General features: G+C 66.3%; 28 protein-coding genes. 7 read left to right on the top strand and 21 right to left on the bottom strand.

Annotated elements, in window-relative coordinates:
* Positions 1 to 109 precede the first annotated feature (109 nt).
* Positions 110 to 1,339 carry a glycosyl transferase gene (locus GKE62_RS13405; RefSeq protein WP_154692673.1) on the top strand — a complete coding sequence of 410 codons (1,230 nt, stop codon included), beginning with the start codon at positions 110 to 112 and terminating at the stop codon, positions 1,337 to 1,339.
* Positions 1,340 to 1,410: 71 nt separating this feature from the next.
* Here GKE62_RS13405 and GKE62_RS13410 read toward each other — a convergent pair whose 3' ends face one another.
* Positions 1,411 to 2,166 (bottom strand): sugar phosphate nucleotidyltransferase, encoded by a 756-nt coding sequence (locus GKE62_RS13410; RefSeq protein WP_154692674.1) that lies wholly within the window; start codon positions 2,164 to 2,166, stop codon positions 1,411 to 1,413.
* 121 nt (positions 2,167 to 2,287) lie between these two features.
* Here GKE62_RS13410 and GKE62_RS13415 point away from each other — a divergent pair, with 121 nt between their 5' ends.
* The 4 genes from GKE62_RS13415 to mtnP are packed head-to-tail and all read left to right on the top strand — an operon-like array spanning position 2,288 to position 6,167.
* Positions 2,288 to 3,751: a lipopolysaccharide biosynthesis protein gene (locus tag GKE62_RS13415; RefSeq protein ID WP_230206695.1), complete on the top strand. Its 1,464-nt coding sequence runs from the start codon at positions 2,288 to 2,290 to the stop codon at positions 3,749 to 3,751.
* Positions 3,658 to 4,515, top strand: a complete 858-nt coding sequence (locus tag GKE62_RS13420) for a CDP-alcohol phosphatidyltransferase family protein (RefSeq protein WP_154693728.1) — start codon at positions 3,658 to 3,660, stop codon at positions 4,513 to 4,515. The genes GKE62_RS13415 and GKE62_RS13420 overlap by 94 nt, the downstream gene beginning before the upstream one ends.
* Positions 4,508 to 5,272, top strand: coding sequence for an N-formylglutamate amidohydrolase (locus tag GKE62_RS13425; RefSeq protein ID WP_154692675.1), 765 nt, complete (start codon positions 4,508 to 4,510; stop codon positions 5,270 to 5,272). Before GKE62_RS13420 ends, GKE62_RS13425 begins: the two co-directional genes overlap by 8 nt.
* Positions 5,273 to 5,288: 16 nt before the next feature.
* Entirely contained in the window at positions 5,289 to 6,167 is an 879-nt protein-coding gene (gene mtnP / locus GKE62_RS13430; protein ID WP_154692676.1) for an S-methyl-5'-thioadenosine phosphorylase, read from the top strand.
* A 193-nt stretch (positions 6,168 to 6,360) separates the two neighbouring features.
* On the opposite strand, the gene grxD is transcribed toward mtnP, so the two are convergent.
* The 7 genes from grxD to GKE62_RS13460 are packed head-to-tail and all read right to left on the bottom strand — an operon-like array spanning position 6,361 to position 9,669.
* Entirely contained in the window at positions 6,361 to 6,690 is a 330-nt protein-coding gene (grxD, locus tag GKE62_RS13435; RefSeq protein WP_154692677.1) for a Grx4 family monothiol glutaredoxin, read from the bottom strand.
* A gap of 20 nt (positions 6,691 to 6,710) precedes the next feature.
* Complete coding sequence (locus GKE62_RS13440) at positions 6,711 to 6,944, bottom strand: BolA/IbaG family iron-sulfur metabolism protein (RefSeq protein ID WP_154692678.1); 234 nt, start codon at positions 6,942 to 6,944, stop codon at positions 6,711 to 6,713.
* A gap of 5 nt (positions 6,945 to 6,949) precedes the next feature.
* On the bottom strand, positions 6,950 to 7,273 hold the full coding sequence (locus tag GKE62_RS13445; RefSeq protein WP_154692679.1) for a DUF1476 domain-containing protein: 324 nt from the start codon (positions 7,271 to 7,273) through the stop codon (positions 6,950 to 6,952).
* A 57-nt stretch (positions 7,274 to 7,330) separates the two neighbouring features.
* On the bottom strand, positions 7,331 to 8,332 hold the full coding sequence (locus GKE62_RS13450; protein WP_154692680.1) for an NADPH:quinone oxidoreductase family protein: 1,002 nt from the start codon (positions 8,330 to 8,332) through the stop codon (positions 7,331 to 7,333).
* The gene (leuD, locus tag GKE62_RS13455; RefSeq protein ID WP_154692681.1) at positions 8,329 to 8,931 is read right to left on the bottom strand and encodes a 3-isopropylmalate dehydratase small subunit; all 603 of its coding nucleotides are present in this window, start codon (positions 8,929 to 8,931) and stop codon (positions 8,329 to 8,331) included. The genes GKE62_RS13450 and leuD overlap by 4 nt, the downstream gene beginning before the upstream one ends.
* Before the next feature lie 34 nt (positions 8,932 to 8,965).
* Entirely contained in the window at positions 8,966 to 9,136 is a 171-nt protein-coding gene (locus GKE62_RS18545; RefSeq protein ID WP_195908388.1) for a hypothetical protein, read from the bottom strand.
* Between the two features lie 41 nt (positions 9,137 to 9,177).
* Positions 9,178 to 9,669, bottom strand: a complete 492-nt coding sequence (locus tag GKE62_RS13460) for a DNA-deoxyinosine glycosylase (RefSeq protein ID WP_154692682.1) — start codon at positions 9,667 to 9,669, stop codon at positions 9,178 to 9,180.
* A gap of 87 nt (positions 9,670 to 9,756) precedes the next feature.
* Between GKE62_RS13460 and GKE62_RS13465 the strand changes: the two genes are divergently transcribed.
* On the top strand, positions 9,757 to 10,083 hold the full coding sequence (locus GKE62_RS13465; RefSeq protein ID WP_154692683.1) for a hypothetical protein: 327 nt from the start codon (positions 9,757 to 9,759) through the stop codon (positions 10,081 to 10,083).
* 20 nt (positions 10,084 to 10,103) lie between these two features.
* On the opposite strand, the gene leuC is transcribed toward GKE62_RS13465, so the two are convergent.
* Together leuC and GKE62_RS13475 are read right to left on the bottom strand one after the other, a co-directional pair.
* Positions 10,104 to 11,534, bottom strand: coding sequence for a 3-isopropylmalate dehydratase large subunit (leuC, locus tag GKE62_RS13470; RefSeq protein WP_154692684.1), 1,431 nt, complete (start codon positions 11,532 to 11,534; stop codon positions 10,104 to 10,106).
* Positions 11,535 to 11,740: 206 nt separating this feature from the next.
* Positions 11,741 to 12,331 (bottom strand): hypothetical protein, encoded by a 591-nt coding sequence (locus GKE62_RS13475; RefSeq protein WP_154692685.1) that lies wholly within the window; start codon positions 12,329 to 12,331, stop codon positions 11,741 to 11,743.
* A gap of 61 nt (positions 12,332 to 12,392) precedes the next feature.
* Here GKE62_RS13475 and GKE62_RS13480 point away from each other — a divergent pair, with 61 nt between their 5' ends.
* On the top strand, positions 12,393 to 12,908 hold the full coding sequence (locus tag GKE62_RS13480) for a sterol desaturase family protein (RefSeq protein WP_230206696.1): 516 nt from the start codon (positions 12,393 to 12,395) through the stop codon (positions 12,906 to 12,908).
* Positions 12,909 to 12,942: 34 nt separating this feature from the next.
* Here the strand turns inward: GKE62_RS13480 and GKE62_RS13485 are convergent, their stop codons facing one another.
* The 11 genes from GKE62_RS13485 to GKE62_RS13530 form a co-directional block, all read right to left on the bottom strand.
* Positions 12,943 to 13,326: a YbaN family protein gene (locus GKE62_RS13485; protein WP_154692686.1), complete on the bottom strand. Its 384-nt coding sequence runs from the start codon at positions 13,324 to 13,326 to the stop codon at positions 12,943 to 12,945.
* Entirely contained in the window at positions 13,313 to 13,723 is a 411-nt protein-coding gene (locus GKE62_RS13490) for a SufE family protein (protein WP_154692687.1), read from the bottom strand. Before GKE62_RS13490 ends, GKE62_RS13485 begins: the two co-directional genes overlap by 14 nt.
* Positions 13,724 to 13,913: 190 nt before the next feature.
* Positions 13,914 to 14,090 carry a hypothetical protein gene (locus GKE62_RS18550; RefSeq protein WP_195908389.1) on the bottom strand — a complete coding sequence of 59 codons (177 nt, stop codon included), beginning with the start codon at positions 14,088 to 14,090 and terminating at the stop codon, positions 13,914 to 13,916.
* A complete protein-coding gene (locus GKE62_RS13495; protein ID WP_154692688.1) occupies positions 14,087 to 14,323 on the bottom strand; it encodes a hypothetical protein in 237 nt (78 codons plus the stop codon). The genes GKE62_RS18550 and GKE62_RS13495 overlap by 4 nt, the downstream gene beginning before the upstream one ends.
* Before the next feature lie 26 nt (positions 14,324 to 14,349).
* Complete coding sequence (locus GKE62_RS13500) at positions 14,350 to 14,598, bottom strand: hypothetical protein (protein WP_154692689.1); 249 nt, start codon at positions 14,596 to 14,598, stop codon at positions 14,350 to 14,352.
* A complete protein-coding gene (locus tag GKE62_RS13505) occupies positions 14,595 to 14,945 on the bottom strand; it encodes a hypothetical protein (RefSeq protein WP_154692690.1) in 351 nt (116 codons plus the stop codon). The genes GKE62_RS13500 and GKE62_RS13505 overlap by 4 nt, the downstream gene beginning before the upstream one ends.
* Entirely contained in the window at positions 14,942 to 15,238 is a 297-nt protein-coding gene (locus tag GKE62_RS13510; protein ID WP_154692691.1) for a hypothetical protein, read from the bottom strand. Before GKE62_RS13510 ends, GKE62_RS13505 begins: the two co-directional genes overlap by 4 nt.
* 24 nt (positions 15,239 to 15,262) lie before the next feature.
* The gene (pspC, locus tag GKE62_RS13515) at positions 15,263 to 15,640 is read right to left on the bottom strand and encodes an envelope stress response membrane protein PspC (RefSeq protein WP_154692692.1); all 378 of its coding nucleotides are present in this window, start codon (positions 15,638 to 15,640) and stop codon (positions 15,263 to 15,265) included.
* Positions 15,637 to 15,933, bottom strand: a complete 297-nt coding sequence (gene pspB, locus GKE62_RS13520) for an envelope stress response membrane protein PspB (protein ID WP_154692693.1) — start codon at positions 15,931 to 15,933, stop codon at positions 15,637 to 15,639. The genes pspC and pspB overlap by 4 nt, the downstream gene beginning before the upstream one ends.
* Positions 15,934 to 15,935: 2 nt before the next feature.
* The gene (gene pspA / locus GKE62_RS13525; protein WP_370516099.1) at positions 15,936 to 16,694 is read right to left on the bottom strand and encodes a phage shock protein PspA; all 759 of its coding nucleotides are present in this window, start codon (positions 16,692 to 16,694) and stop codon (positions 15,936 to 15,938) included.
* A 101-nt stretch (positions 16,695 to 16,795) separates the two neighbouring features.
* Positions 16,796 to 16,951, bottom strand: a complete 156-nt coding sequence (locus GKE62_RS13530) for a hypothetical protein (RefSeq protein ID WP_154692694.1) — start codon at positions 16,949 to 16,951, stop codon at positions 16,796 to 16,798.
* Positions 16,952 to 16,983: the final 32 nt, after the last annotated feature.

Below are 16,983 nucleotides of genomic sequence, written 5' to 3' on the forward strand. Positions count from 1 at the left end.
CGGAGGCGTTTGCCGAACCAGTCCTCCCTTGCGGGCCCCGTTGGGGAAATGGCTGGAAAACCTCGTCCGACCGGCGCACTGTGGCCGTGTCTGGTCCTGGGGACGCCGAATGCAATACGCCGACCTCGCGGGCGATTTGCCGCGCGATTCCGCAGTCGAAAAGCAGGCTTCCGCTGGCCGCGTGGCTGCGCAAGGCGCGCGGTTCGCGTTCTCGCTCATCGGGGGTCAGCACCAATTCTGGCACGCGGCGCCCGTTGCTGCAGCGCTTTCGCGCATGCCCAACACTCGCGTGGAGTGTTTCGTGATCGATTCCGAGGACCAGGCCGCGCTGGCGGAGATGCTAGCGGCGCTCGGATCGGGTCCTGTCGAGATCGTCGTCATGACCCTGCCGCGTGCGCTCGAGCGCGGGCTTGCGGCGCTGCGGCGAACGCGCAGTTCTCCGCTCAAGGCGCTGCGGCTGGTTTGGTGGGCGCGCGCCATGCGTTCGGCCAGCGTCATCGTGACCGTGGAACGCACGTCGACGCTGCTGAAGCAGATTCCGGGCCGGTGCCCGCCGCTCGCACACATTCCGCATGGGGTGGGCGGCGCTCGCCGGGCGAAGGGAATGGACCCGCGCTTCGCCAAGTTCGATCGGGTTTTGCTGGCTGGCGAAGCGGACCGCCGCTCGACGCTGGAACACGGACTGCTACCGGCCGACGCGGTTGCCGTGGTCGGCCACGTCAAGCTCGACGGTTTGCGCCGTGCCGGTCGGCTCAAGCGCCGCCCGCTTCTTCCCGGACCCAAACCGACGGTGCTCTACAATCCGCACTTCGACGCTCAACGGGGGTCGTGGCAATGGGCCGGGCCACAGATCGTTGGGCAAATTCGGGCGAGCGGCCGCTTCAATCTGATCACGGCTCCGCACGTCAGGCTGTTCGAGGGGGCGAGCGCAGCCGAACGCGCCGCGTTCCGCGACCAATCGGACGGAACCCACGCCCTGTTCGACCCGGGGTCCGAGCGTTCGATCGATATGACCTACACGCTGGCCGGCGACATCTATCTTGGTGAATTCAGCAGCCAGCTCTACGAGTTTCTGGTCATTCCCCGGCCATGCGTGTTCATCGACATCAAGGGCGATGGCGGTGCGGGGGACAGCAAGTTGCCCGACATGTGGCGCTGCGGCGAAACGGTGACCCGGGTCGAGGATGTCGTCCCCGCGCTCGATCGCGCCATTGCCCGTCATGGCGAGTTTCTGGCCCAGCAAGAAGCGTTGGTGCGCGACGGTTATGGCGACCAATCGGTCAGCGCGTCCGAACGAGCCGCCCAGGAACTGATCGAGATGGCCGGGCTGGCAGCCTAAAGGTGCCGAGCGGCAACGCACGGTCGCGGGTCGGGTCCGCCCGCAACGCAGCTTCCATCAAGGTTCGCCGATCACGCTCGGGTCGGAAACGACCAGGCATCCGTCAGCTTCGTCGCAGCCTCGATGTCGTTCAGAAAATCGACTTCGCCCCAGCCCATCCCCTCGATCGAGACCGTGCCGACCTTGCCGGTGGGGGCGAGACCGTCGATGACCTTGAGGTACCAGTGCTGGACCCCCTCGGGGGTGCGCATCGCGGCGCGCACCGCTTCGCGAAACAGCGCCGCGCCTTCGCCGCGGAAGGCAAGGAAGCCGATGGATTCGGCGTCGCTTTGGGCCGCGGTCAGGGTCTTGCCGATGCGCTCCAGGCGGCCGGTGGCGGGGTCGCGGGTGACTTTCATGTCATCGCTGTCGTAGGCGGGCTTGACGTCCACCGTTACCGCGATCGGCCAGTCCGAACCGACCTGGACCTTGGCCACGATTTCCTCGCTGACCAACGTATCGCCGTTGAGGATTAGGAAATCGCCGTCCATCGCGTCGCGGGCGATCCAGCAACTGCCGAGATTGTCGGCCACCTTGTAGAACGGGTTGAACCTGCTGGTAATTTCCACCCGGGGATCTTGGAGCGCCGCCAACTCGGCATCGACCATGTCGGTCATGAAACCGGTGACAACGTCGATCCGCTTGACCCCTCCGCGCGCGAGCATCTCGATCTGCCAGGCGAGCAGCGATCGGCCCGAGAACTCGATCAGGCACTTGGGCCGCTCGGCGGTGAGCGGGAGCATTCGGCTGCCCTGGCCGGCGCTGAGCAGAATGGCGTGTTCGATCATGGGGGGCGTTTAGCGGAGTGGGCGGGAGCATCAACCATCCATCCAGTACCGGCGGGTAGCGTGGGTAGGGACCGAGCGTGGACGCTTGCGCCCCGCGCCGCCCTCCGCCACATGGCGGCGGATGGTTCGAGGTCGCGTTCCCACCCTGCCGAAGTCCCCGATCGGGCGGATCTTCGCCAACACCGCTTGGCTGCTCGGCGGCAAGGGGTTCGGCGCGGTGTTCGGAATCGCGTATCTCGCGATCCTCACCCGCAGCCTGGGTCTGAAGGGGTTCGGCCACTTTGCGCTGATCTTCGGCACCGCGCAGGCGCTGATCGCCATCGCCGGGTTCCAGACCTGGCGGATCATCGTCCGCTATGGCGCGCCGCACGTCCACGCCGGCGAATGGCGCGCATTCGGGCGGCTGGGGATGTTCGGCGGTCTGCTCGACGCCATGAGCGCGACCTTTGGGTGCTTTCTCGCCTGGGTGCTGATCTATCACAGCGACGGTCTGATCCACATCAACCCGAACTTCATCGATCCGGCATTCTATTTCTGCTGTGCGATGCTGTGGTCGCTGGTTTCCGCGCCAACCGGAATCGTCCGCGCGCTCGATCGGTTCGACATGGCGGTCTATGTCGAGGCGGTGGTGCCGATCGGTCGGTTGGTGGCGGCGGCGGCGATCTGGGCGACGGGGCCGACGGTGATCAAGTTCCTGGCCGCCTGGGCCCTGGTCGACCTGATCGAGGCGGCGCTGTACTGGATCATGGCCCGGCGGCTGTGCCCGGAAGCGGTAAAGCTTTCCCACATCGCCGAATGGCGCCAGGTTCTCCGCGACCATCCCGATATCAAGCACTTCACTCTGGTGACCTATGCCGCCTCGACGCTGGAGGCGGTGATGCGCAACGGGCCGTTGCTGGCGGTCGGCGCGTTCGTGGGCACGCGCGCTGCGGGTCTTTACCGGCTGGCCGCACAATTGAGCCAGGCGCTGAGCAAGCTCTCCAGCCTGTTGACCCGCTCGGTCTACGCCGAGATCGCGCGGGCGCGCGTCGCGGCCGATCCCGGCGAGTTTCGCAAGCTGGCCTTCCAGACTAGCGCGATCGCGGCGGCGGCCGGGGTGGTGGTGGTCGCGATCGCGGTGCTGGCGGGGGACAAGCTGCTCGCGCTGCTAGGCGGCGACGAGTTCTCGCGCGGGGCCAGCATCCTCATTCCGCTGGCGCTGGCGGCAAGCTTCGATCTGGCGAGCGTGGCCTTCGAGCCTGTGCTCCATTCGACCGGACTCGCTCGCTATGCGCTGTTCGCCCGCGCCTTCGCGGTGGTGGCGATGGCGGGAGCGATGGTGCTGCTGGTTCCCTTATGGCGCGGCCGGAATTGCCTGGGCGGTGGCGGTGGGGGGACTGGTCAGCTTTCTTGCCTTGGGTGGCTTTGCCCGGCACACGCTCAACCGGATGGAACACGGCGTTGCCTGAGGCCGGAGCCGCCCGCCCTCGCGGCCTCGACCCGGTCCGCCCGATGCGTCCGCGCGAACTGGAAGATACGCTCAACCACTGGCTCTATCACCCGCTTGCCTGGCAACTCGCCAAGCTGCTCGCCCGCACGCCGCTGACCCCCAACCAGGTCTCGGTCGCAGGCGGCCTGACCGTGGTCTGCGCCGGGATCGCGTACACCGCGCCACTGTGGGGAGGCGAGGCGTGGCCGTTCAGCGCGCTGCTGGGCATGGCGCTCCACATGGCGTGGCACGTGATCGACGGCGCCGATGGCGATCTGGCGCGGATGACCGGCCGGACCAGTCCGTATGGCGAGATGATCGACGGGCTGTGCGACTATTCGAGCCACTTCGTCCTGTATCTGCTGCTCGGCGTGCTGCTGTCCGCGACGCTGGGGCCGTGGGCCTGGGCCATCGCCATCCCCGCCGGGATCGCGCATGCCGTGCAATCGACCCATGTCGAAGCGCAGCGGCGGTTCTATCTCTATTGGGTCTACGGCAAGCCCTGGCTCAACAACGCCCTTCCCGAAGGTCGCGGGCCGTTCGCGTGGCTGGTCTCGCTCTATCTGCGCGTCGCCATGGGGACCACGCCCAGCGCGCTGGCGATCGACGCCACGATCACTGCGGCGGCAGGCGATCCGCCTCGGCTGGAGCGGCTGCGCGCGATGATTCGCAGCGAGATGCCGCCGCTGCTGCGTTTGCAACGGTGGCTCGGGCCGAACAGCAGGGCGATCGCGCTGGGGCTGTCGATGCTGCTCACGGCCGGCCCGCTCGCGTATTTCGTCTATGGCGGAGTGTGGATGTCGCTGCTGCTGATCGCCTCGATCGTGCTCCACAACAACGCCTGGCGGCGGCTGGCGCGGCGGATCGAGGCCCTTGGCTGAGGATCTGCTCGACGCCGACGAGCCAGGCCCGGCGATCGTCCGGGCGGGTGCGCCCGGTTGCCCGTTCGTGCTGGTCGCGGACCACGCGGGTAACGCGATCCCCCGCACGCTGGGCGACCTCGGGCTCGGCGAGGCCGACCGGAGGCGACACATCGCCTGGGACATCGGCATCGCCGGAGTGGCCGAGGCGCTGGCGGAGAAGCTCGGCGCGCCGCTGGTCCGCCAGCGCTATTCGCGCCTGGTGATCGACTGCAACCGCGATCCCGCGCGCGCCGATGCGATACCCGCGATCAGCGACGATAGCGTGATCGCCGGCAATGCGGGACTGGCCGGTGCCGCGCGCGCAGCGCGCGTCGCGGCGATCCACACGCCCTATCACGCCGCCATCGCCGCCGCCCTAGCCGGGCAGACCCGTCCGCCGATATTGGTCGCGCTGCACAGCTTCACTCCGGCGATGAGCGGTCGAGCGCGGCCCTGGCACGCCGGTGTGCTCCACGACCGTGGTGACACGCGCTTTTCGGGCGCCGTCTTGGCGGGACTGCGCGCGCGGCTCGATGCGCCGGTCGGAGACAATGAACCTTACGCGATGGACGGGATCGATTTCACTGTTCCCCATCATTGCTATGCGGCGGAGCGGGCCTATGCCGAGATCGAGATCCGGCAGGATCTGATCGCGGAGGCGGCGGGCCAAGTCCGTTGGGCGAGCCTGCTGGCTGACGTCCTGACCGGCGCGTTGTCTGGCTGCGGCCGGACCTGACAAAAGGATAGACGCGATGGCCGCGAACGGCTGGACGATCGGGATCATCGGCGGATCGGGGCTCTACGCACTTGAAGCGCTGGAAGATGCGCAGTGGATCGCGGTGGACACACCGTGGGGGGCGCCTTCGGACGAAATCCTGTTCGGGCGGATCGGCGATGTCCGCGTGCGGTTTCTGCCCCGCCACGGGCGCGGCCACCGCGTGCCCCCTTCTGAAGTCAACGCCCGCGCCAACATCGACGCGCTGAAACGCGCGGGCTGCACCGATGTGCTGGCGATCTCGTCGGTCGGATCGCTGCGCGAGGCGCTGGCGCCGGGACGGTTCGTGGTCGCCGACCAGTTCATTGACCGCACGCGCAACCGCCCGGGCAGCTTCTTCGGCACGGGCCTGGTCGCGCACGTCAGCCTGGCCGATCCGGTGTGCCCCCGGCTCTCCGCGCTGGCTGCTGACGCGGTCGAAGGGGCGGGCGGCGAGGTCACCCGCGGCGCGACCTATCTGGCGATGGAAGGGCCGCAGTTCTCGACCCGCGCGGAAAGCCTGTTGTTCCGCAAGTGGGGCGCCGACCTGATCGGGATGACCGCGCTGCCCGAAGCCCGGCTCGCTCGCGAGGCCGAGCTGCCCTACGCGCTGATCGGGATGGTCACCGACTACGACTGCTGGCGCAAGGCCAACGCCTCGGTCGAAGCAAGCGAGGTGATCGCGCAGATGCACGCCAACGGGGATCTGGCGCGGGCGACGGTCGAGCGATTCGTGGCGCTGCTCCCGTCCGAGCGGACCGCTTCACCCATCGACACCGGGCTCGACCGTGCGGTGATCACGTCTCCCGAAGCGCGCGACCCAGCGCTTCTGGCGCGGCTCGATGCGGTGGCGGGCCGGTTTTTGGGAATAAAATGACAGCCCGCCTCTCCCCCTGCGGGAGAGGATAGCGAAGCTTTGCTCCTTCAGGAGCCAGCGCAGCTTGGTGAGGGGGCGAGGCTTGGCGCTGTGCCGCGCCCCCTCGCCAACTTTGACTAGGTGGGCTGCACCAAGTCTTCGTATCCTCTCCCGCAAGGGGAGAGGCGAACTTCGGCGATTTCAGTCTATCCGTTTAACCAGCCGCAGCAACCTGCTTGTCCTGCATCAGCTGGTGCAGTTCGCCCGCCTCGAACATCTCCATCATGATGTCCGATCCGCCGACGAATTCGCCCTTTACGTATAGCTGAGGGATCGTCGGCCAGTCGGAGTACTGCTTGATGCCCGAGCGGATTTCCATGTCCTGGAGCACATCGACGCTCTCGAAACCGACGCCCAGGTGCTCGAGGATCGCAACCGCCTTGCTCGAGAAGCCGCACTGGGGAAACAGCGGCGTTCCCTTCATGAACAGCACGACGTCGTTGCCGGTGACGATTTCTGCGATGCGGCTCTGCGGATCAGACATGGCGGTGTTCCTTTCGCGCCCTAGCTGGGCACGGCGGTGGTGAGTTGCAAGGCGTGAAGCGCGCCGCCCATCCGCCCATCGAGCGCGGCATAGACCGCCTTGTGCTGCGCGACGCGAGACTTTCCCGCAAACCCCGCCCAGACGACGTGGGCCGCCCAGTGATCGTTGTCGCCGGCCAAGTCTCTCATCGTCACCTGCGCGCCGGGCAGGGCGGCGCGGATCAGCGTCTCGATCTCGGCGGCTGGCATTCCCATCGAAGCTAGACTCCGCCCATCAACGAACGGCGGGCCTCGATCGCCTTGGCTTCGAGCGCACTGCGGATTTCAATCTCGTCGATTTCGATCCCCGCCGCTGTGAGGTCGCCGAGCAGCTTGCGGATCACGTCCTCGTCGCCGGCTTCCTCGAAATCGGCCTGGATCACTTCCTTGCCATAGGCGTCCGCCTCGGCTGAGGTCAGCCCCATCTTCTCGGCCGCCCAGGCGCCAAGCAGGCGGTTGCGCCGCGCAGCGACGCGGAACTCCATCTCCTCGTCGCGGGCAAACTTGGCCTCTTCGGCGCGCTCCTTGTCGGAGAAACTGGTCATGACGGACGATTCCCTCGGATTGGTTCACCCCGCGATAGGGCGGGGCAGGCTTTCGGATCAAGCGCCCATCGTCACCACGACCTTGCCCAGGGCCTTGCGATCTTCGAGCAACTTGATCGCCTCGCCGCCGCGTTCGAGCGGGAAAGTCTGGGAAACGCGCGGGTTGATCTTGCCGGCCTTGAGCAACGCGAACAGTTCGGCGATGTGCGCGGCATTCTTTTCCGGCTCGCGCGCGGTGAACGCGCCCCAGAACACTCCGCAAATGTCGCACGACTTGAGCAGGGTCAGATTGAGCGGCATCTTGGCGATCCCCGCGGGGAACCCGACCACCAGGAAGCGGCCCTCCCACGCGATCGCACGCAACGCCGGTTCGGAATAATCGCCGCCGACGATATCGTAGATCAGGTTGGCGCCATCGGGCCCGCAGGCGGCCTTGAACGCGTCGGTCAGCGCGCGCTGCTGCGCCTTGTCGAGCGCGCCGGTGGGATAGATCACTACGTCGTCGGCTCCCGCCTCGCGCGCGATCGCGGCCTTCTCCTCGCTCGATACAGCGGCGATCACGCGCGCGCCCCAGGCCTTGCCGAGTTCGACTGCCGCAATGCCGACTCCGCCCGCCGCGCCCAGCACCAGCAGGGTGTCGCCCGCCTTGATGTGGCCGCGGTCCTTGAGGCCGTGGATGTTGGTGCCATAGGTCATCAGGATCGCGCTGGCAGTCTCGAACGAGACGCCCTCGGGGATCGCGAACGGACGGCCCTGATCGACCACCACCTTTTCCGCCAAGCCACCATTGCCGGTGCCGCACAGCACCTTGTCGCCGACCTTCCAGCGCGTCACGCCCTCGCCGATCGCCTCGACCACTCCGGCGATCTCGCCACCCGGGGCATAGGGCCGCTCGGGCTTGAACTGATAAAGGTCCCGGATCATCAGGGTGTCTGGAAAGTTGATCGCGCAGGCCTTGACCGCGATCAGCACTTGGCCCTTGCCCGGGACAGGCGCGTCGATCTCGTCCAGGGTCAGCGTTTCGGGGCCGCCGGTGGCGTGCGAACGTAAGGCTTTCATGCGGCAACTCCGATCGGATGGGCGAGCCACGGCGTGTCACGCTCATGGCGGGATTCGTAGTCCGATATGGCCGCGTCGCGTTTTAGGGTGAGGCCGACTTCGTCGAGTCCCTCGAGCAGGCAGTGCTTGCGGAAGGGGTCGATCGCGAACTCGAAACGGTCTTGAAAGGGTGTGGTGACGGTCTGGTGTTCGAGATCGACGTGGATCGGATCCGTCTGGGCGACATCGAGCAGCCGGTCGACCTGATCCTGCGGCAAAACGACGGTCAGGATGCCGTTCTTGAACGCGTTGCCGCTGAAGATGTCGGAAAAGCTCGGCGCGATCACGCAGGCGATGCCGAGGTCGGCGAGCGCCCAGGCGGCGTGCTCGCGGCTCGATCCGCAGCCGAAGTTGTCGCCCGCGATCAGGACTGGAGCACCGGCGAAGCGGGGGTCGTCGAAGACGTTGCCGGGCTCGGCGCGGATCGTCTCGAACGCGCCCTTACCGAGGCCCTCTCGGGTGATCGTCTTGAGCCACCGTGCGGGAATGATGACGTCGGTATCGACGTTCTTGCGGCCGAGCGGGATCGCGCGGCCTTCGATTTGGCTGACGGGTTGCATCGGCTCGCTATAGCGGGGCGCGAACCCCGCGCAACTAGTCCGTTTCTTGCGGCGGAGCGGCGCTCTTCTTCTTGGCCGCAGCCTCGGCTCGCTCCTTGCGGCGCGAGGTATAAAGCAGCGCGGCCGCGAGCGCGGCGGAGCCGATCGCGGCCCCGGCCATTGCGGCCGGCCCCGCCCATTTCGAACTTTCGGTCTTCTTGGTCATAGCCTGAGCGAATCTGGCATCGCCGCGCCGATGCCGCAAGGTCAGCCGAGATATTCGCGCAACAATTTCCACCGTTCCGCCTTTTGCGCAAAGTTCATGGCCGCGTGGGCAGGACTGGAGGAAGGCAGATCGATCAGCGCGAGCCGAGTTTCGCCCAGCGCCTTGCGGCCGATCCTTGCAGCGGCCGCGCCGTTGAAACCGATCGCGCGCAGGGAAGGTAGGGTGGCGACAAGGTCGCCCAGGGCGTTGCCTTCCACTTCGCGCAAGGCGGCATCGAGGCTTCCTTCTCTCCGTGCCGAGGCGACTGTGTCCCACATGCCGAACTTCGCGTCGAGTAGCGCTGCCAGCCTTGCCTCATAGTCGAGCCGCGCGATTTGCCGCCCGATCACGCATCCTGCGAGTCGCCAAAACTGATTCCGCGGATGCGCGTAGTATCGCTGGGCGTTCAGCGATGCCTCGCCGGGCAGGCTTCCGAGCACGAGCAGCCGGGTTTCCGGAGACACGACCGGCGCGAACGAGCATTTTTGCGTCACCGGCGTTGGTCTTGGCTACGGTCGTCGGTCCGCTGCTGGAATTGCCCGCTTCCGCGATCTAGCGTCGGCCCTAAAGGAGTGCGCGATATGTCAAGCTTCCTGTTCGCGTTCCACCAGCCTCCCGGCCCCCTATCCCCGGCGCAGGCCGACGCGCTCATGGCGAAAGGGCAAGTCTGGCTGGAAGGAATCGCGCGATCCGTGACCGGACCGCTCACGCCGCTCGGCAAATCGGTCTGGCTTGGTTGCGACGGTGCGGATGCCAACGAAACGCCTGCTCCGCTGGCCGGATTCATGATCGTCGAGGCCCAGACCGTGGAGCACGTTGTAGATATGGCGAGCAGCTCGCCCCATCTCGATGTCGGCGGCATCATCGAGATCGCGCCCGTGCTCGACCTCGATTTCAACTCTGCCTGAACTGCCATCTTGCGCTTCGGCTAGACAAGCTCGCGCACGTCGGTCAGCCGCCCGGTCACCGCCGCCGCTGCCGCCATTGCGGGGGAGACCAGGTGCGTCCGCGCGCCCGGCCCTTGCCTGCCGACGAAGTTGCGATTGCTCGTCGAAGCGCAGCGTTCGCCCGGCGGCACCTTGTCGGGGTTCATGCCGAGGCACGCCGAGCAGCCCGGCTCGCGCCATTCGAGGCCGGCGTCGATGAACACTTTGTCCAGCCCCTCGGCCTCGGCCTGGTGCTTGACCAGGCCGGAACCGGGCACGACGATCGCCCACTTGACGCCTGGCGCCTTGTGCCGTCCGCGCAGCACTTCCGCGGCAGCGCGCAGGTCTTCGATCCGGCTGTTGGTGCAGCTGCCGATGAACACGTTCTGGACCTCGACTTCCGCGAGCTTCTGGCCGGGGGTCAGGCCCATGTATTCCAAGCTCTTGCGCGCGGCTTCCTGCTTGGAAGGGTCGGCGAAGCTCTCGGGGGCGGGGACGGTCCCGCCGATCGGCGCGGTGTCCTCCGGGCTGGTGCCCCAGGTGACGGTTGGCCCGACATCCGCCGCGTCGATCCGGACCGTCTTGTCAAAAGCCGCGCCTGGATCGGTGGCGAGGCTGCGCCACCACGCCACGGCGGCGTCCCATTCGGCGCCCTTGGGAGAATAGGGACGGCCCTTGAGATAAGCGAAAGTGGTGTCGTCGGCGGCGATCAGACCGGCTCGCGCTCCCGCCTCGATGCTCATGTTGCACACGGTCAGGCGGCCCTCGACGCTCATCGCCTCGAACACCGCGCCGCGATATTCGATGACATGGCCGGTGCCGCCCGCAGTGCCGACCGTGCCAACGATGTGGAGAATCAGGTCCTTGGGGGTGACGCCCGGGCCGAGCTGGCCATCGACCCGTACTTCCATGGTCTTCGACTTGCGCAGCAGCAGGGTTTGCGTCGCCAGCACGTGCTCGACCTCGCTGGTACCGATCCCGAACGCCAGCGCGCCGACCCCGCCGTGCGCGGCAGTGTGGCTGTCGCCGCAGACGATCGTCGCGCCGGGCAGCGAAAAGCCCTGCTCGGGGCCGACCACGTGGACGATACCCTGCTCGGCGGCAGAGGCGTCGATATACCGGATGCCAAACGCCGGGGCATTGCCTTCCAACGCGGCGAGCTGAGCCGAACTTTCGGCATCGGCGATGGGGATGCGCTGCCCCGCGGCATCGAGTCTCGCGGTCGTCGGCAGATTGTGGTCGGGCACCGCCAGCGTCAGGTCAGGGCGGCGCACCTTTCGCCCGCTGGTGCGGAGCGATTCGAACGCCTGCGGGCTGGTCACCTCATGGACGAGGTGGCGATCGATGAACACCAGCGCGGTCCCGTCCTCGCGCGTTTCGACAACGTGCGCGTCCCAGATCTTTTCGTAGAGAGTGCGGGGTCTGCTAGCCATTGCGGTTCCTACCCTGGTCCGCTCATCCAAGCGCAGTCGAGGGACGTCGCGCATCGGCCGCGCGTCCGTCCGGCATGTCTCGACTTCGCTCGCCACCAGCGGGGAAGTTCGAGGCTGCCTTTAGATGCGGGGGGCGTGAAAGCAACCCGCCAAGCAAGAAGGCGCCCCGCGTTGCCGCGAAGCGCCTCCATTTGCCCGGCTGGCGGTTACCAGCGGCGACCGTCGCGATCGTTGCGCTCATAACTCAAGCGCGAGCGGACCTGGTTGATGCGATCCTGCAAGGTGCGGGCCTCGCGCTGGGTCAGGCCGTTGCGGTTGAAATCGCGGAACTGCATGCGCAGCTGATAGACTTGCTGACGCAGGCCCGCGGCTTCACGCTCCGAAATCCTGTCGCGGTTGTCGTTCCGCGAAACCCGGCGCTGGAGCTGCTCGATCTGGGTCCAGATCGCGTTGGCGTTGCCGCGATACTGATCGTTGCGATCGTAGCGGTTGTCACGGTTGTCGTAACGGCCATCGCGGTCGTCAAATCGCCCGTCGTGGTTCGTGTCGTACCCATCACGCTGGTCGATGCGACCGTCGCGGTTGGTATCGTAACGACCGTCTTGCGACTGCGGGTAGCTATGCTGCGGATAGTTCTGCGCCTGCGCGGGGATCGCGGCGGCAAGCGCCGAGCCCGCGACGAGCGCGGATACGAAGAGTTTGGTGCGGCTACGCATGAGATATTCCTTTGCAAATGGCCCGCCTGTTTTCGGGCTCACGTTCAGGTTTATGCCTCTCCAAATGAACGGCTGCTGCATTCGATCCCCGAAATCGTAAGAAAGTGTCGCAGCCAGCGGTGGCCTGCGTTAGAGACGCGACGTGTCGCCATTCGCTGCCATTGCCATCGTGCTCGCTAGCATCCTCGCGATGGAGGGCGTGGCGTGGTGGAGCCACAAGTACGTGATGCATGGCTTTGGCTGGGGTTGGCACCGCGATCACCACGAGCCGCACGATGGCTTTCTCGAGCGGAACGACCGCTTCGCCCTGGTGGGCGCGGCGATCAGCATAAGCTTCTTCGCGCTCGGCTCGCCGCTGGTGCTGGGCGCGAGCGCCTGGCCGCCGGGGACGTGGATCGGGCTCGGCGTGATGGGCTACGGGATCATCTACACGCTGGTCCACGACGGACTAGTCCACCAGCGCTGGTTCCGCTGGGTTCCGCGCGGCGGTTATGCCCGGCGGTTGGTCCAGGCGCACAAGCTCCACCACGCGACGATCGGCAAGGAGGGCGGAGTCAGCTTTGGCTTCGTCTTCGCGCGCGACCCGGTGCGTTTGAAGCGAGAGCTGAAGGCGCAGCGCGAGAGCGGGCTGGCGGTGTTGAGGGAAGCGGTAGAGTAAAGTTCCCCTCTCACTCATGAGGGGAGACAGGATATCACTCCGCCCGCGTCCAGATCCACGAGCCGGTTGCCGCCATCACCGCCAGCGGGATCAGCACCCACGGCCAGCCGAGCGCGACTCCGGTCGCGACCACCCCGACGCCCATCGCTACCAGGGACGCGATCTTGGCCTTGCGCCCGATCGCCCGCCGGTCACGCCATTCGCGCAAGGGCGGACCATAGCGGCGATGGTCGTAGAGCCGCTCGGCCCATTCGGGACGGCTTCGCGTAAAGCAAAACGCGGCGAGCAGGTAGAACGGCACCGTCGGCAGCAGCGGCAGCGCGATGCCGATCGTGCCCGTTCCGAACGCCGCCAGGCCCGCGCCCAACCACAGGTGCCGCCCGAAACCCTTGACTGGCGGTCCGCTAGGCGGCGGCATAGCGCGCCGCGGCCTGGCGGATCAGCGCGATCATGTTGGGCACGCCCTGGGTGCGGTTGGAACTGAGCTGATTCTTGAGATCGAACGGCGCGAGTGCCTCGGCGATGTCCATTTCCGCCACCTCCGCCGCGGGCTTGTCCTGCACGGCGGCCAAGACCAGCGCGACGATCCCCTTGGTGATTGCGGCGTTGCTGTCGGCGAGAAAGTGGAGCGTGCCGTCCGCTTGCGGCACCGGATAGACCCACACGCTGGCCGAACAGCCGCGCACCAGCGTGGCATCGGTCTTGAGCGCCTGCGGCATCGCTTCAAGTTCGCGCCCCAGCTCGATCAGTAGGCGATAGCGGTCGTCACCATCGACAAATTCGTACTCGTCGCGGATGTCGGAGAGCGGGCGCATCCGGGGGCAGGTAGGGGGCGGATGTGGTGGGGGCAAGGGCGGGTATCGCGTTTCCGCGGCCCCTCGCCAAGCTTCGCCGCTTCCTGACGGAACAAGCTGCGCTATCATCTCCCGCAAGGTAAGACGAAATGACGGAACTTGCTCCTCTCCTCCTCGCTAGGCGAAGTTGATGAGGGGGTCAGCAGAGCATTCAGCCAGCAAACCCGCCTGGGCGGGTCAGCGCGAAGTAGAGCACGTAAAACCAGCCGAAGAACCCTTGGACGATCGCCCAAACGATCGACTTGTGGAGGCTCCACGAAATTGCCACCGCCAGCGCGCTGCCAAGGCCGATCCCGGCCTGTGCGGCTCCGCTGCGGACCTGGCTCACAGATCGACTCCGGCGGCGATGGCTTCGAGCTTGCGGACGCGCTCTCGCAAATCGGCGAGTTCGATGCGGGCGGCACCAGTGCCTGGGCGCGGCTCGGCGGGCTGGACCCGATCGAGTTCGCATCGCTTGAGCTCGAGCCAGCCCTGCCAGCCTTTCAATGTCGAGGCGGCGATGACCACCAGCCCGAGCAGCGCCGCGGCCGCGATGAGAACCTGGTCGTAAGCCATGTCCATGCTCCTATATCCGCGCTGGCAACCGCTCAGCGGTCGCGCAGCGATTCGATTTCTTTGGCGATCGCATCGGACTGGCGATCGTCGGTTGCGATCCGTTCGAGCACCGCGAGGCGCTTTTTGAGGTCCAGCACTTCGCGTTCCAACTCCGCCTCGCGGCCGATGGCGCGTGCTTGAGACGCGTCGCCGCCGCCGCCGAGCGAGCGGTACTTTGCGACCCGCAAATTGGCGAAAGCCACGATAGCGACGATTACAACCACGGCGGTCCAGAAATTCATTGCAGTTCGCCCTTCTTATCGTGTTTCGGCTCGCGGAGCGCCTCGATCTGGCTGGTCAGGTGATAGCCGCCGTCGGTGACGATCCGCTCGACGTTGCCGAGCCGGTCTTTCATGCTCCCCAGTTCGGCGCGCAGCGCAGCGTTTTCCTGGCTTAGCAGCTTGATCCGTTCGACCGCCTCGTTGCCGACGCCGGGCTTGAGCGACTGGCCCCACATACCCTCGAGGGGATAGCCGTGCTTGATCTTGAGTCTGGTGTTGTGGACCGAGGCGAGAATGCCGCCGGCGCCCAGCGCCAGTCCGCCACCGACTACCCAAGGGGCGAGGGTGATGATGTCCGCCAGGCTCATGAACGCGCCTCCGGTTCGCGGCTGTCGATCAGCGCTTCGGTGCGGCGTGCATCGCGCAGCGCCTCGATCTGTGTGGCCACGTCGTAGCCCTTGTCGGTAACGATGCGTTCGAGCACCCGGACGCGATCTTCGAGCTGCTGGGTATGCGCGACGTACTGCGCCGCCTTTTCTGCGCTCAGCTCGCTGGTCGATTCGATTCGCGCCTGCGCCAGTTTGCTCTGGTGCTTGGTCCAGACGATGAAGGCGACCATGATGAAGGGCGCCAAAGGGACCAGTATTGCAAGTTCGCCCATGATCAATTCCCCCAATGAAGGTTATCAGCGCAAGCGCTCGATCTCTGCCGAAAGCCGCGGGTTGCTGGTGACGTAGAACGTCTCGATGTCGGCCAGGCGGCGGTCGATGTCGCGGAAGTTGGCGCGCACTTCACGGGCCGTGCGGCCCGGCGACTGGCGCACACGCTGCCAAAACTTCTGCTCACCGCTATCGACATAGAGGTACGATGGCTTCTGGGCTGCGAAGAACCCGGCGATGAAATAGGCGGGAATAACCAGGCCGACCCCCATCAGCACGAGTGCGATCGCACCCAGCCGGACCCACATGACATCGACCCCGGTGTAGTCGGCGACGCCGGCGCAGACGCCCATGACTTTGCCGTTCTGCTTGTCGCGATAGAAACGGGTGCGCGGGCTGTTCACTTCGCTTTCCTCCCCTTGGCCAGAAGGCGCTCGGCGGCGCGCAGCGGCTCGTCATCAATTTCGCGGTCGTTGGCGATGCGGCGTGGCTGGAATTCGGGATTATCGGCCGCGACCAGCCGCTCGACGGTGTCCATGCGCTCGTCGAGCCGGCGTGCGATCTGGTACATCTCTTCGAGCATGGTTTCGTCGTCGCTGGTCAGCGTTGCGGCGGTCTTCCACTTGGTGATGTAATGGAAGATCAGCCACGGAAGGCCTAGCACCACGATCGGGACGATGATGACGGCTTCGTCCATGGTCAGGCTTCCTTTCCGGCGTCGTCGCTCTTGAGCGCGGCCTTCATCGCTTCGAGTTCCTCGTCGATCTTGTCGCTCCCGGCGAGCTCGCTGATCTGGTCGGCTAGGCTCTTGGGGCCGTTGCTACCATCGGCCAGGCTCAGCGCATCGGCGCGACCCTCGGCGTAGTCGACCCGGCGTTCGAGCTGGTCGAACCGGCTCATCGCCTCATCGACCCTCTCGCTGGCCAACAGGCTGCGTAGCTTGACCCGGTTCTCGGCGCTTTCGAGGCGCGCGGCGATCGCGGTCTGGCGGCTGCGGGCTTCGCGCAGGCGGTTCTGGAGCTTCTCGATGTCCTGCTCGTAGGCGCGCAGGGCGTCGTCGAGAACGCCGATCTCAACCTTGAGCTGGTCGGCCATGTCGCCGGCCTTCTTCTTTTCGACAAGTGCCGCGCGGGCGAGGTCTTCGCGATCCTTCGACAGCGCGAGCTGGGCCTTTTCGCCCCAGTCGGCCTGAAGCTGATCGAGCTTGATCGTGTGGCGGTGCATTTCCTTCTGGTCGGCGATCGTCCGCGCCGCGCTGGCGCGGACTTCGACGAGCGTTTCCTCCATTTCGAGGATGATCATCCGGATCATCTTGGCAGGATCGTCGGCCTTGTCGAGCAGGTCGTTGAAATTGGCCGCGATAATGTCGCGGGTACGGCTGAAGATACCCATGAAGGAAACTCCGGAGGCGTTGGATCGGATCGGGCGGTTGGGGGTGTCACTGCGCAAGCGCTGCACTTCTTCCTCGAAGCGCGAGAACTTGCGGGGCTCGGCCTCGGGTTGCCGCAGGCGCTCGTTCGGCGAACGCTCCGGCCCCAGGTCGAAGGGATCCGGACCGGTCACGCGAGCTCAACCATCGTCGGCGCGGAAGCATAAGCCGTCGGCACCGCGTGAAGCTGGCTGCTCAGCGCGAAGACGTTCAGCGCCAGCATCGCGGCGAAGCTGATCACCGAGGCCTGGCCAAGCTTGGACTGGAGGAACTGGCGGTCGAACATCGGTTTGATCCTTGCTTCTCGGTTGGCAGCAG

This window comes from Novosphingobium sp. Gsoil 351, assembly GCF_009707465.1.
In the GTDB taxonomy this organism is placed as follows: Bacteria; Pseudomonadota; Alphaproteobacteria; order Sphingomonadales; family Sphingomonadaceae; genus Novosphingobium.

Excerpts from the sequence above, each read along its gene's own strand:
- pspB (WP_154692693.1), bottom strand. The coding sequence starts at position 15,933 with ATGGACGAAGCCGTCATCATCGTCCCGATCGTGGTGCTAGGCCTTCCG.
- GKE62_RS13450 (WP_154692680.1), bottom strand. The coding sequence starts at position 8,332 with ATGAAAGCCTTACGTTCGCACGCCACCGGCGGCCCCGAAACGCTGACC.
- GKE62_RS13490 (WP_154692687.1), bottom strand. The coding sequence starts at position 13,723 with ATGCGCCCGCTCTCCGACATCCGCGACGAGTACGAATTTGTCGATGGT.
- leuD (WP_154692681.1), bottom strand. The coding sequence starts at position 8,931 with ATGCAACCCGTCAGCCAAATCGAAGGCCGCGCGATCCCGCTCGGCCGC.
- GKE62_RS13495 (WP_154692688.1), bottom strand. The coding sequence starts at position 14,323 with ATGGACATGGCTTACGACCAGGTTCTCATCGCGGCCGCGGCGCTGCTC.
- mtnP (WP_154692676.1), top strand. The coding sequence starts at position 5,289 with ATGGCCGCGAACGGCTGGACGATCGGGATCATCGGCGGATCGGGGCTC.
- GKE62_RS13415 (WP_230206695.1), top strand. The coding sequence starts at position 2,288 with ATGGTTCGAGGTCGCGTTCCCACCCTGCCGAAGTCCCCGATCGGGCGG.
- GKE62_RS13500 (WP_154692689.1), bottom strand. The coding sequence starts at position 14,598 with ATGAATTTCTGGACCGCCGTGGTTGTAATCGTCGCTATCGTGGCTTTC.
- GKE62_RS13410 (WP_154692674.1), bottom strand. The coding sequence starts at position 2,166 with ATGATCGAACACGCCATTCTGCTCAGCGCCGGCCAGGGCAGCCGAATG.
- GKE62_RS13445 (WP_154692679.1), bottom strand. The coding sequence starts at position 7,273 with ATGACCAGTTTCTCCGACAAGGAGCGCGCCGAAGAGGCCAAGTTTGCC.
- GKE62_RS13405 (WP_154692673.1), top strand. The coding sequence starts at position 110 with ATGCAATACGCCGACCTCGCGGGCGATTTGCCGCGCGATTCCGCAGTC.
- leuC (WP_154692684.1), bottom strand. The coding sequence starts at position 11,534 with ATGGCTAGCAGACCCCGCACTCTCTACGAAAAGATCTGGGACGCGCAC.
- grxD (WP_154692677.1), bottom strand. The coding sequence starts at position 6,690 with ATGTCTGATCCGCAGAGCCGCATCGCAGAAATCGTCACCGGCAACGAC.
- GKE62_RS13485 (WP_154692686.1), bottom strand. The coding sequence starts at position 13,326 with ATGCCGCCGCCTAGCGGACCGCCAGTCAAGGGTTTCGGGCGGCACCTG.
- GKE62_RS13475 (WP_154692685.1), bottom strand. The coding sequence starts at position 12,331 with ATGCAGCAGCCGTTCATTTGGAGAGGCATAAACCTGAACGTGAGCCCG.
- GKE62_RS13465 (WP_154692683.1), top strand. The coding sequence starts at position 9,757 with ATGTCAAGCTTCCTGTTCGCGTTCCACCAGCCTCCCGGCCCCCTATCC.
- GKE62_RS13505 (WP_154692690.1), bottom strand. The coding sequence starts at position 14,945 with ATGAGCCTGGCGGACATCATCACCCTCGCCCCTTGGGTAGTCGGTGGC.
- GKE62_RS18545 (WP_195908388.1), bottom strand. The coding sequence starts at position 9,136 with ATGACCAAGAAGACCGAAAGTTCGAAATGGGCGGGGCCGGCCGCAATG.
- GKE62_RS13510 (WP_154692691.1), bottom strand. The coding sequence starts at position 15,238 with ATGGGCGAACTTGCAATACTGGTCCCTTTGGCGCCCTTCATCATGGTC.
- GKE62_RS13440 (WP_154692678.1), bottom strand. The coding sequence starts at position 6,944 with ATGGGAATGCCAGCCGCCGAGATCGAGACGCTGATCCGCGCCGCCCTG.
- GKE62_RS13530 (WP_154692694.1), bottom strand. The coding sequence starts at position 16,951 with ATGTTCGACCGCCAGTTCCTCCAGTCCAAGCTTGGCCAGGCCTCGGTG.
- GKE62_RS13420 (WP_154693728.1), top strand. The coding sequence starts at position 3,658 with ATGCGTCCGCGCGAACTGGAAGATACGCTCAACCACTGGCTCTATCAC.